Below are 11387 nucleotides of genomic sequence, written 5' to 3'. Positions count from 1 at the left end.
GGCCGCCGCCGTGCGGGGCGCCGCTGTGCGGGGCGGAATCCGGTCCGGATTCCAGGCCCGCCAGGCCGGACCCGGAGCGCGATTTAGTGCCTGCCGCCGCCTTGGAGGCAGCTTGGAAGGGTCCGTCGGCGTAAGGGTCAAACAACATATCCATGGTGTATCTAAGTCTAGGCGGTGGCGCTGACAGCCGTGTCCGCCCGCTGGGACATGCCCTCCCCTGCCCGCGCCCAGTGGACATAATCCCCYTRTGCCCASYCCTGRCCKCGAAGAATGRGCATGCCCCGCTGAGGCTGTCATGGAGAAGACCCGGGTTGTTCTAAAGACCACCGAGGTTGTTCTGAAGAATGAGCATGTCCCGCGGACACGCCACAGCGGAACGAGCCTGTCCTCCGCCACCTGTAACCGATGGACGTACTCCCTTTGTGCCCACTCCTGGCCGCGAAGAACGAGCATGTCCCATGAAACTTCGCCAGGGAATGAGCTTTCTTGCAGGCGGGGCCGCGGTATTCCTCGGGAGTACCCCCCGACTCGCTTAGCTCGTGAGCCCCATCCGCGACGCGAGCCGCTTCGCTTCCAGCCCCGTCTTAGTGGCGGTCTTGGCTCCGGCTAGCGTCCGGACGGCCACTGTGAAGGCTGCGGTAGTCGCCGTTGTCCGGTGATTGGCAGGAATGGATTCCCACAACTCCATGCAGGTGGCAAGCAGTTCACTGGTCCCGGCAGGAAGCCGCGGTTGCTTGGAGGACGCGACCACCAGGGCGGTGAGCGCCGGCCAGACACAGTCCAGATGCCCCTCATAGGCCACCAGTGCCATTGCCCTCACCAGCCGGCCCAGCGAATGGTCGCCGGCCTCGAGGCGATTTCGTGCAGCCAGGGCCAGGTATTCGGCTGACAGTTGGCGCCTCGCGGCCATTTCCAGCACCGTTTCAAGGGTGCTACTCCTGTCGTACGGGCGGTGACTGGCGAGCATGGCAATGAACCAATCGTGAGTCAGTTGCCCGAGTTCTCCGGCCGTTGCCCCCGCCGGTCCTCCTTCCCCGAGTGCGACGAGCCCGCCGTAGACCACCCGCCGACCCAGCCAGACGGCGCCCAGGTCCGGCCAGAAGGGCACAACCGCCGAGGCTTCACAGGCGAGCCAGGTACCCAGATGTCCGCGTCCGCTGCCGCTCCACACCTCTGGCGAGAGCAACTCCGGGGGGACCGACGGAAACCGTTCCAAAGACACCGGCAACGCCAGCGGAGCCTCCACCGGAGGGGGCTTGAATCCTCCTCCTCCGACCCATTCGCGGAGAATTTGGCCGGCATGCCGCTCCTGGCCGTCCGGGCCGTCAAATGGCAAGACAGGCAATTCAGGGACCTCAGCTGCCAGCCCCGCATCCATCGGACCCAGCCGCAAGAGTGCCTGAAACAGGTCTGCTTCTCCATAGGCCCAGCCTTCACGCTCAAAAAGCTGCAGGAGTGACACCAGCCGGCCCAGTTCCACACGGAAGTTGTCATAACTCGGTGTGGCCAGGGAGTAGGGCACCGTTCCTGCCTGGACCATCAACTCGCTTTGACGAAGGATGTGGATTGCGGCCAAAGGGCTCGCCGAGCCAAATGGGTCGTCCGTACCCGAGGGGCGGGACAGTGATGCCCGGACCAATGCGGTCAGATCCCGGTGAGCGGTCAGGTCGTGCTCCCCTGATGCCCACATCGCCAAGGCAACCTCCGGGCCCGGGCTTGCCCACCGCCGCCAACTCGTCGGCGGATCCGGCCAGCGCCGCCAGCTGGTCGGCGCCCCCGCAAGTGCACGGTACCGCTCGAAGCCATCTGCGTAACCGGTCTGAGCAGCAAATCTTTGGCGATACCAGTCCCGCACGTTTGGGGCACGGCGGTAAACGGTCCGCAGGAAGCGATCAATGTATTGCTCTTCGGCGACGGAATGCTCGCGCGGTCCGGTCCAGCGCGGCAGCGGATTCTTCGAATCGACCTCTTGAGCCACGTATCGGGGAATTTCCGGAGGCTGTCGGACCCCCGTTCCCCAGAGCGATGCGGCGTCCAGCGGCTCTTCAAGGTCCGTGGCCAGAGGTCCCCCCGCCATCTCCTCCGCCGTCGCCCGGACTAATAGATCCGCGGATCCCGCCGCCGCTTCCCAGCAGGCGGCAAGGACGTCGCCATCGTATGGCTGCGAAGCTTGGAGCGATTTGAGGTGCCGAACCAAAAGCTCTTGGGCCTTCTTCTCCGGCCTGCCGAACACGGCAACACTCAGGTCGCAGAGGTCGCCGCCGCCCATGGGCGACTGGACCAAGAGTCCAAGAACCGGGAAGGACAGGAATCCGGGGGCTGTGGCGACTGTGGACAGCAGGAGCGGAATGCTCGCGGCGACCTCCCCAGGACTGGGCGGACATGACTTCAGGACATCGGCCAGCACTCGCTGGGTCGGGAGTCCATCGTCGCGTGCGAGTGCCGTGCGGAGCTTGCCGAAGACCTCTTCGCTGAGGAAGGTTCCCCTGTTGAGGTAGCCGCGGATTGCGGCCCCGACGGTCCACTCTTTCGGCGTTCCTACCCTGGCCAGGGGTCCCAGCGCGTCCGGCAGGTCAAAGCAACGCAGGAGTGTGTTCGCGGCGGTCAGATCCTGATCCCACAACTCCAGCAACGATTTCTGCATCTTCGGAAAGACCACCGCGCGTCCGGCGGGATCGATGCGGAACCCCAGTCCAGACCAACCGGGGTACTCGAAGTCCGCCGCAATCTCATCGCTCCAGACCTCGTGCAGCCGGCCGGCCGCGAGCTCCCGATAATAGAACGCCCAAAGCCGCGGATACGCTTCAAATTTTTCAGTGGCAACTCCAAAGTGCAGAATCAGCGGCAGGCAATAACGGATGACGGTGGTGGCGCTCTCCTTGCCGGCTCTTGCGTTCCGGCTGATCGCCGCGGCCACGAAGCGCCGACACCAGTCGTCGCCTTTTGAAACAAGAACGTCCAACAACATCAGGATGTGGACGTTGCGGTTCCATGCCATCGCCCGCCAAGGCAGGAACCTGGCAGCATCGGCAGGTGCGCTGACGGCGACGGTGACCATCTCCCTGACAATTGACCGGGAGCGCGAGTCGACAAGGCTGATGACCCCATGGAGCCGAAAGTCCAGGTCCTGGGTCAGCAGGGTCCGGCCGCCTTTGGCGAACCACGTCCTCGTCTCCGCGAGATGAGCCGGCGGGGGCGCTTTGATGTATTCGCGAAGGGCAATCCAGTCTTCGGCTGTGGCGAGCCGGCGTATTTCCTGCACGAGCGGCGGGTCGCCGCGGCCCTCCGGCCCCGTCACGTGTTTTCCAGTCCGTGGCCCGGTGCCGTCTCGAGCCGCGCAAGCTCCACGGCGAGCGCATGCTTGCAGGGACCCCGGGCGCCGCGAAAGTCGTACCACCAGGCACAGGTGCACTGGTAGAGTCCGGCCCTGGCCGTGACCCGGTACACATACACTCCGTCTGCGGCCAGAACATCCCAGCGGTCCTCCAACCGGGATACCCCGCCCCGGGCCACAATGCCGCGGGCTGCCTGCAACCGCGGATGGTCCTTGACCGTCCGGTCCTGGTCCAGCGGCAGTTCCCGGTGGAAGTAGGCATTTTCCAGCAGGTCGAAACCCACCTTCCCGGACGCACCTAACCAGGCCAGCCCGTGGCTGACGCGCTCCGCCGCAAGCCGGGTCCTTGCGCTGAGCGCCTCGGTCGAAATGACCGCCTGCCATCCTAGGAAGTCCAGGACTGTCATCCCCGCTTCCGTGACGCCAGGGGCGGCGAGCGCAGCAAGGATCCCGCCTTCCCCCGAGAAACCCCGGCCGGCCGCCGGCGACAGCAGCAGTGTGAAGTCGGCACCGGGGAGCCTAAACACCCAGCCGCTGGCCCCGTTGTCGTGACGGAAGATGTCCAGGCGAGAGGCGAATCGGGCGACCCGCCTGGCGGCGGCAAGCCGTCCTGTACCGGCCAGCGTGACCGTTGACGGCTTCGCCGCCGCCACTTCGCGCAATCCCCGGACCGATGGCAGCAGGAAGACCGTGCGCCCGGGCTGGGCTGCCGGCAAGGAGGCCAGGAACTGACTGATGGCGGGGCCGGTAAGGGCAGCCAGATGCGTCATACCTGCAGCGATGGCGGGTGTTTCAGCGAAGCCGCGAACCCACCGGTCGGGCAGATCCACCTTCCGTTCGACATGGCTCTGATCGGGAGTGGAGACCACCAGCCGGTCCCGGCCGACGTCAAAGTGGAGCAAGTCGTTCCGGTGCACGTTGGCGAGCGCAGAGCGCAGTGGGCTGTTGATGTCCACGTTGGTGGTTCCGAAGCCGATCTCACCGCCGTCCAGGCCGCTGCCCAGCAAGTCCAGCCGCGCCTGGACCCCGTTGCATGCCGAAAACGACTCACACCGCAGGCGGTCTCCGCCTGCGGTCATGACCGGGTCCACGACATCGCTGAGCCGGAACCCTGCATCGTAGTACCTCGACGCCGCGACGTCGGCAACGGCGAGCAGCGCGCTGGACACCACGTCCGGCCTTGCCGCAAACCCGTGAAAGAAGCTGGGGTTTTCCACCAGTCCTTGAGGGGTGGCGCCCAGACCTGACTCCAGGAGGAGCCGCTTGGCGCCGTGAGCTTCATCGAGTACGGATTCGGCTAAATAGCCGCTCATTCCGGTTCCCGCAGCCGGCGGGTCCACACCCGGTCAGTTCCCCGTGTGGACAGCACCTCAGGCATGTCCGGAATTGGTGTTCGCTCCCCCATGTCCGGAAGTATAGGCCGCGTTTCCGGACTAGCAACACCCCCCCGCACGGCGGAGGGGACGCGCTGTCCGCGGGACATGCCCACTGCTGTCCGCGGCCGGTGGACATACGACCACCCTGTCCGATGCTCTCCTCGAGGAATGAGCATGTCCCGCGGACCCCGCCGCGAACAATGAGCATGTCCCACGGGAGATCCGGCAGGCGGGAAGCTAGCCGACGCCCCCGGAGCTGAGCGCGGCGCGCAGCTGCTGGACCGCCGTCGTCCCTCCCGCGATGAACCAGTCGAGTCCGTTGACGCGCACGACGTCGGTCGCGCCGCCGGCCGCCTCGACGATGGCCTTCCCGGGCAGCCAGTCCCACTCGGGGCAGCTGTGCTGGAACCAGCAGCCGAGCTCTCCGTCCGCGACCCGGCCGAGGTCGCAGGAGCCGGACCCGAACATGCGCAGCGCGGCCGCCGACGTCGCTGCCGCATGCCAGGGCATGGCACACATCGGATCGGCAAGCCACGTCGGGTGGATGTAGGTTGCCGCGCCGAGGTCAGACAGCGGCGTGTCGGAGCGTCCGGCGCTTCCAGACGCTCCGGGCACGAATGTGACCAGTTTTTCGCCGTTGAGCGTTGCCGCCCGGGACGTCCCGCCCAGCCAGAGTTTGTCCTCCTCCGGCTGGAAGATGGCGCCGAGCCCTGCACCGTAGGAATCCTTCAGGGCAATGGCCGAGCACCAGTACGTGGATCCATGCAGGAAGTTGAAGGTCCCGTCGACGGGGTCAATGACCCAGGTCCGGCCGCTGCTGCCCGCCACAGAGGCGCCCTCCTCGCCCAGGACGGCGTCATCGGGCCGGCAGCGCCGAAGCTGTTCCAGGACATAGGATTCGGCGGCGTGGTCGGCGGCCGTGACCACGTCCGAGACCGATGTCTTCTGCCTGCCCTCAAGCCCGGCCTGCCGCATCAACAGCGCCAGCGTGCCTGCCTCGCGGACCAGGGCCTCGGCCAGTTGGTAGTCATCCAGTGAGGGGTCGAGATCTGCGGTGCTGTGCCGGCCGAGCCGGTGTTTTCCTAGTTCGGTCACGCATCCCAGACTATCGGCGCCCGTTGGCAGTGAACAGCCGGCGCGGACGGCCGGGCAGACGGCGGCGCGGAGGGGTGTGCAGGACGGGCGATAATGGAGCCATGGCCAAGACACCCGCGCAGCGGATCAAGAAGCACGGCGCCAACGCGGCGGTCCCCCAGCACCATCTTCCTCCGGTGATCAATCCGACCACCAGCCGGACACCGCAGAAGGCACAGAGCAACAGCAATCTGATTGTCATCGCCGGGGTCGTGGCCAGCCTGTTCCTGTTCTGGTATCTGCACCTGCTCACCCTCAACCAGCTCACCCAGTTGTCGGGCGGCCAGGCAATGCCCGACTCGTTGGTGGGCGGCTTTGACCTGGGGTTCGTGGAGCAATTGCGCGCGGCCATGGACGCCGATGCCCGGGGCCAGCTGAACTATGTCCACAAGACGGCCGGGATGCTCTTCCCGCTGATCTTTGGCTTCACCTGGCTGCTGCTGATCGGAACCAACGTGGCACGGAAATCCCTGCGCTGGGCGCTGTGGTCGCTGCCGCTGCTTTTTGCTGCGGTCCGGCTGTGGGGCAACACGGTGATCGATGAAATGATGTCCGCCGACACTCTCGACGGCGGTCAGGTCGCCGTGGCCTCCGGGCTCACCGTGGCCGGCTGGGTCCTTCTGGCGCTGAGCGTCGTGGCCGGCGTCGCCGCCGTGTTACTCGGACGCAAGGCTGCCGCGGCTTCCCCCACCCCGGGACATGTCCAGTCCTGATTCGCGCGGCAGGGCTAGTTCTCTATTCCCGGCATAGGACACGGGACATGTCCATTCTTGGTCACGGCGGCTGGAGTCGCCCCTCGAACCGGGCCTCGAGCGCGGGACATGTCCAGCGTTCGGCCCGGCAGGTGGACATCTTGCCATTATGTCCATCCCTCAAGTCCAGCCGAGGGCATATCCATTTCGATGCGAAGTCAGGGTACTTCGGTCAGGAATTCAAGGGCCTGTTCCGCACGTTGGGAGGCTCCTGCTTTCTGAAAGTAGTCGGCGGCCTCCATCAGGTAGTTCGGGGCTTCGGCCCCGTTTCCCAAAGCGGCGTGCGACCGGCCCAGAAGTAGATACACCTCGCCCAATATTTGCGGTGACGTCTTTTCGGGGACCGGGAAAATGTCAACTAGGGTATCGACTGCCGATTTCTGATCCCCCGCCAGGAAATTCCAGTGGCCGCGGTTCAGCTTGAGCAATATGTGATCTTCCTCGGTGCCGCCAATGACATCCGTGGCTAGTTCCGCGCGTTCAATGCAACGCAGGGTGTCCGCGTCCGCAACATCGGCGGCAAGCCGCATGGCAGCGGAAGCCTTGTTGAATTTGGCCCAAACGGTGAGGTTCCTAGCCGGCGAAAAGGTGCCAGCGGCGAGTTCGTGATAGTGCAGCCCCTCGGCGACTTTGCTGCAAAGAAACGCGACGTTCCCAATGACCCAATACGCCTTGCCCACCAGCTGGTCATCGACTTCGCCCGAAATGATGTCCGCCATGATGAGGCTTTCCGCCCACGCTTCGTCAAGCCTTCCACTATCGGCGAGCGCAGCAATGAGGGCCTGCCTGGCCTTGACTGCGATCTCGACGTCATCTTCGCCATTCATGAGGTCGGCTGCAACTCTGGCCTCGTCGGCCGCCTGTTCGAGTAACCCCAGGCCCTGACGGCTCTGGGCCAGCAGGATGTGCACTTGGGCCTGAAGCTGCAAGTTCCCGTCCCAGGGTTCAGCAACTAGCGCGCTGGCAACCTCCGCGCAGGCTTCGAAGTCACCGGCGGCAAGGAGGCTCTCCGCCCGGAACAAGGTCATGTGCCACCACGAGGACGAATCGCCTTCGGCATTGGCAATGTCCGCGGCCGCCTGCGCAGCGATGGCCGCCTGCCCGAACTCGTGGTTGGACCGGTGTTCGCGCGCCTGCAGCTCTGCAGCAGCGTACGAGGGTGAAACGGAGCTTTGTTGCATATCTCAATTATCCGTTGCCGCAGGAGCGGAAACGAACAAACCGCGCAAGCAAGACCTGCGCAATATTGACTCAGGTCTTCCGAAGCTTCGCGCGAATAACACGAAACCATCCATTGCAGAGCGAATCGTTATACAGCGGCGTGTCGTTTGGCCCTATACTAAATCTGCACCACAAGTCACATGAGTCACATCAGCCTCTTACGTATCAGGAGTCCTAATGAAGAAGACCCTTGCAACACTCCTCGTCGCCGGTGCGCTGGCCGCCGCTGGAATGTCCGCCTCCGCAGCGATTTCTGCTGCAGCTGACACCTCCGGCCAGAGCTCAGTCGTAGCCGTCGGCTGGTGGCCGGACTCCATCAAGAAGTAACGGAGACTGCATTGACAGGCGGCGGGTGTCGGAAGTGATTCCAACACCCGCCGTCGCTGTTTAAACTTTCGGAAGTAACCAACGGGTCATCTTCCTTGAACTCACTTGTCCCCCGCAAACAACGCCACAATCTCGCCCGCCGGCGCAGGCCGGCCAAAGTAGTAGCCCTGCCCGCTGCCGCAGCCCATCTCGCGCAGTACTTCCGCCTGTTCCGCCGTCTCGATCCCCTCGGCCAGCGCCTTCAGGCCGCAGGCGTGGATGAGGTGCAGCACCGCGGCTACGAAGTCCCGCTGTTGCTCGTCGTCGCCGAGGCCACTGATCAGGCTCCGGTCGATCTTGACCACGTTCACCGGCAGCTTGCGCAGGTAGCTGATGGAGGAATAGCCGGTCCCGAAGTCATCGATCTCGAGCTGCACGCCGAGCCGGCGAAGGCCGTTGAGCGAATACTGGTCGACGTCGCCGCCGTTGACCGCCATGGACTCGGTCAGCTCCACGATCAGGTTTGATGCATCCACGCCGGTCTCCCTGAGGATGTCCCGCACATGTTCGATCAGCTCGAGGTTTTGCAGTTCGGTGGTGGAAATGTTGACCCGGACATTAAAGGTGCTGTCCACCTGCAAGTCCTGCTGCCATTTGCGCAATTGGCGCACGGCATTGCGCAGCACCCAGTGGCCCAGGTCCACGATCATGCCGGTTTCCTCGGCCAGGGGAATGAACTGATCCGGCATGAGCAGACCGCGCCCGGGGTGGTTCCACCGGACCAGCGCCTCCACGCCCTCGATCCTGCCGGTCGCGAGGTCCACCACCGGCTGGTAGTGCAGGGTCAGCTGGTCCTGCCGGATAGCTTCGCGCATTTCCGTAACCATGACGCTCTGCAGCCGGCGCGCGTACAGCAGGGCCGGCTCGAAGACTTTGATGCTGCTGTGCTGCTGCGCCTTTGCCGCGTACATGGCCGTGTCGGCCTCCATGACCAGGTCATCGACGGACTGGCCGGGTTCCGCTATCCGCAGGCCGATGCTCGTTCCGCAGGTGACTTTCAGGTCCCCGACGTCGAGGCTTTCACTGAGTGCCTTGAGGATCCTGTTCGCCACCCTGCGTGCCCGGACCAGATTGGACTTCGGCAGCATGACGGCGAATTCGTCGCCGCCAAGGCGCGCCACGGTGTCAGTCTCGCGGACGGCGTCCTGGAGCCGGCGTGCGATGGCCCGCAGGACGTCGTCGCCGGCGCTGTGCCCCAGGGTGTCGTTAATGCCCTTGAAGGAATCGAGATCAAGAATCAGGAGGGCCGGCGGCATTTCGCCGCGTGAGGACTCCGCCAGGGCGTGGCTCAGGACCGAGTTCAGTGCGGTGCGGTTGGCGAGTTGGGTCAGGGGGTCGGTCAGCGCCATGCGTTCGAGCTCCACCTGCGCCTCGCGCAGCATGGCCGTGCGGCTTTCGACCCGCTCTTCCAGCTCCTGGTAGATGGTCTGCAGGTCATCGGCCATCAGGTTGATGCCGGCGATGACGGCGGCGACGTCGTCGCGGGCTCCCGAATGCGGGATCCGGGTGCTCAGATCGCCTCCGGCGATCCGCACGATGCCTTCCACGAGGGCGTGCAGCCTGGGGTCCGGTGCTTCATTCTTCACGGGTGTACTGCCTTAGCCACTCAACGGCCGCGGATTCGGAGGTGAAGAACTGGGCCGGGATCGTCTCGCTTCGGGACCGCAGGAGGTAGTGGGCAATGACCCTGTCCACCGGGCTCTCGCCCACCAGGGCGAACGCTGTGGCCGCTATGGAACCGCTGTAGACCCGGCGGGCCTCCATGCTGACACCGACGACGCCGGTGATCACCAGGAGCACCGGCTTCCGCCGTCCCGCGGCGAGCGTGCGGACGATGTCGCCGGCGATGCGCGCCTCCGGACCCTCGATCTCCTGGTTGGCGGGCAGCAGGACCTCGATGATTCCGCCGTCGATCATCCGCACCCCGATGCTACGGGCGGCACCGTCGGTCGCCCGGGCCGCGGTCACCGCCGCCGCCCCCAGAACGACGCCGGCCGCGGCCGCTGCCGTGTTCGGCAGGCCCTCCGGCAGCCACCCTTCGGGCCCGGCCAGGGCCTCGAGCGTCATCGGACCGCAATTCGACGGCGGCGGTCCGCGGAGCCTCGGAGGTCACGGTTCAGCCGTCGGTCGCCGTGATAGAGAATCGTTTCCCAGTCGACTTCCTCGGCTGTCTTGGCAATCACGGGACTCTCCTTCACTTTCTTGGGCCTGGGACTGACATACAGCCAGTTAACCACCCCGAGGAAGACATCCACCGCGGAGTTGAAGGCGCTGTTGGGGCTGAAATGGTCGCGGAAACCGCGAAAGGCTCCTGGGCGGACCACACACATTAGGGTCGAAAGCGTCAGGAATATTACGACGACTGGATAGGAAATCGCCCCAACCCGACGCCCGCGAACTGCGTTCGGGTGGTCGGCGTGCGCTTTCAGGGCGGTGGAAATAACGTAGCTGGTCGGAGCGGTCAGCGAGGTGAGAATTCCTAGCCGAACAGTGACCATTTTGCACATGAACAGTCTCAGATGACCAAGCGACAGCGCCCCGGGACGAACTTCGGGGCCCCACTGACGGGGCCGGAACGCAACCTTTTGTTCGGTCGTCACGCTGTCCGCACCGAAGAGCGGCAAGACTCGCTGATTTAACATTCGTCCCCGTATGACTGCAAAGTCTGCATACTGGCGCGTTGATGGACAAACCCACACGCCCGCACCGGGATGTTCCGGTGGGTGCCCTCATGATAATGCAAGGTCAGACCCCTGCCGGTTATCTGACACCCTGAAGCCCTCAGCGGGCCTGGGCCCGGGCGAGCTTGCGTGCCGTGCGTTCGTGCTGGACCCGCTGGGCGATGACAAGACCGGCCGCGGCGACGCCGACGGTGATGGGATAGCCCATGAGCCGTTCCAGGGCACCGGGTTCCGGCACGTGCATGCCCGTCAGCCCGCCCGCAATGAGCGCCGCCAGGGACACGGCCCCGCAGCCCAGGATGAACCACCCGAGCGGCGTCTGCCGGAGCCAAAGCCAACCGAGGATCAGGAGCGCCAGGGCGCCGGCGGCGAAGTACATCAGGGCGCCGGCCACGTGCCAGGCCGATCCCGTGTCCTCGGGCACCAGCCCCACGATGACCGTTCCTGCCCCGGCGGCGCCGGTCAGCAGCCGGGCGGCGGCCGCTGCCACCACCCCTGCGCCCCAGCGCGCGCGGCCGTGCGG

10 protein-coding genes are annotated in these 11387 nt (G+C 65.2%); 2 read left to right on the top strand and 8 right to left on the bottom strand.

Annotated features, from left to right (window positions below):
• Window positions 1–532: 532 nt before the first annotated feature.
• From AC1D1W_RS17960 to AC1D1W_RS17950, 3 genes are all read right to left on the bottom strand, one after another.
• Entirely contained in the window at window positions 533–3298 is a 2766-nt protein-coding gene (locus AC1D1W_RS17960; protein ID WP_476944393.1) for a hypothetical protein, read from the bottom strand.
• Window positions 3295–4647, bottom strand: coding sequence for an SWIM zinc finger family protein (locus tag AC1D1W_RS17955; protein WP_476944392.1), 1353 nt, complete (start codon window positions 4645–4647; stop codon window positions 3295–3297). Before AC1D1W_RS17955 ends, AC1D1W_RS17960 begins: the two co-directional genes overlap by 4 nt.
• A gap of 300 nt (window positions 4648–4947) precedes the next feature.
• On the bottom strand, window positions 4948–5805 hold the full coding sequence (locus tag AC1D1W_RS17950; protein WP_243181600.1) for an inositol monophosphatase family protein: 858 nt from the start codon (window positions 5803–5805) through the stop codon (window positions 4948–4950).
• A gap of 101 nt (window positions 5806–5906) precedes the next feature.
• Between AC1D1W_RS17950 and AC1D1W_RS17945 the strand changes: the two genes are divergently transcribed.
• A complete protein-coding gene (locus AC1D1W_RS17945) occupies window positions 5907–6557 on the top strand; it encodes a hypothetical protein (RefSeq protein ID WP_243181601.1) in 651 nt (216 codons plus the stop codon).
• A gap of 197 nt (window positions 6558–6754) precedes the next feature.
• On the opposite strand, the gene AC1D1W_RS17940 is transcribed toward AC1D1W_RS17945, so the two are convergent.
• On the bottom strand, window positions 6755–7777 hold the full coding sequence (locus AC1D1W_RS17940; protein WP_476944391.1) for a hypothetical protein: 1023 nt from the start codon (window positions 7775–7777) through the stop codon (window positions 6755–6757).
• Window positions 7778–7994: 217 nt separating this feature from the next.
• Here AC1D1W_RS17940 and AC1D1W_RS17935 point away from each other — a divergent pair, with 217 nt between their 5' ends.
• Window positions 7995–8144, top strand: a complete 150-nt coding sequence (locus AC1D1W_RS17935; RefSeq protein ID WP_223914272.1) for a hypothetical protein — start codon at window positions 7995–7997, stop codon at window positions 8142–8144.
• 101 nt (window positions 8145–8245) lie between these two features.
• Here AC1D1W_RS17935 and AC1D1W_RS17930 read toward each other — a convergent pair whose 3' ends face one another.
• The 4 genes from AC1D1W_RS17930 to AC1D1W_RS17915 all read right to left on the bottom strand — a co-directional run.
• Window positions 8246–9769 carry a putative bifunctional diguanylate cyclase/phosphodiesterase gene (locus AC1D1W_RS17930; RefSeq protein ID WP_476944390.1) on the bottom strand — a complete coding sequence of 508 codons (1524 nt, stop codon included), beginning with the start codon at window positions 9767–9769 and terminating at the stop codon, window positions 8246–8248.
• A complete protein-coding gene (locus AC1D1W_RS17925) occupies window positions 9759–10250 on the bottom strand; it encodes a DUF7793 family protein (protein ID WP_476944389.1) in 492 nt (163 codons plus the stop codon). The genes AC1D1W_RS17930 and AC1D1W_RS17925 overlap by 11 nt, the downstream gene beginning before the upstream one ends.
• Complete coding sequence (locus tag AC1D1W_RS17920; protein WP_243181606.1) at window positions 10247–10783, bottom strand: hypothetical protein; 537 nt, start codon at window positions 10781–10783, stop codon at window positions 10247–10249. Before AC1D1W_RS17920 ends, AC1D1W_RS17925 begins: the two co-directional genes overlap by 4 nt.
• 181 nt (window positions 10784–10964) lie before the next feature.
• The coding region (locus AC1D1W_RS17915; protein ID WP_476944388.1) for a DUF998 domain-containing protein at window positions 10965–11387 on the bottom strand (423 nt) is incomplete at its 5' end.

Source organism: Arthrobacter sp. P1_B4, from assembly GCF_056406555.1.
This window is presented reverse-complemented; position numbering and strand designations above follow the sequence as displayed.

What these genes read in the sequence shown, in the direction of transcription:
- AC1D1W_RS17955 (WP_476944392.1), bottom strand. Translation starts at nt 4,647, where the DNA reads ATGAGCGGCTATTTAGCCGAATCCGTACTCGATGAAGCTCACGGCGCC.
- AC1D1W_RS17925 (WP_476944389.1), bottom strand. Translation starts at nt 10,250, where the DNA reads ATGACGCTCGAGGCCCTGGCCGGGCCCGAAGGGTGGCTGCCGGAGGGC.
- AC1D1W_RS17940 (WP_476944391.1), bottom strand. Translation starts at nt 7,777, where the DNA reads ATGCAACAAAGCTCCGTTTCACCCTCGTACGCTGCTGCAGAGCTGCAG.
- AC1D1W_RS17935 (WP_223914272.1), top strand. Translation starts at nt 7,995, where the DNA reads ATGAAGAAGACCCTTGCAACACTCCTCGTCGCCGGTGCGCTGGCCGCC.
- AC1D1W_RS17945 (WP_243181601.1), top strand. Translation starts at nt 5,907, where the DNA reads ATGGCCAAGACACCCGCGCAGCGGATCAAGAAGCACGGCGCCAACGCG.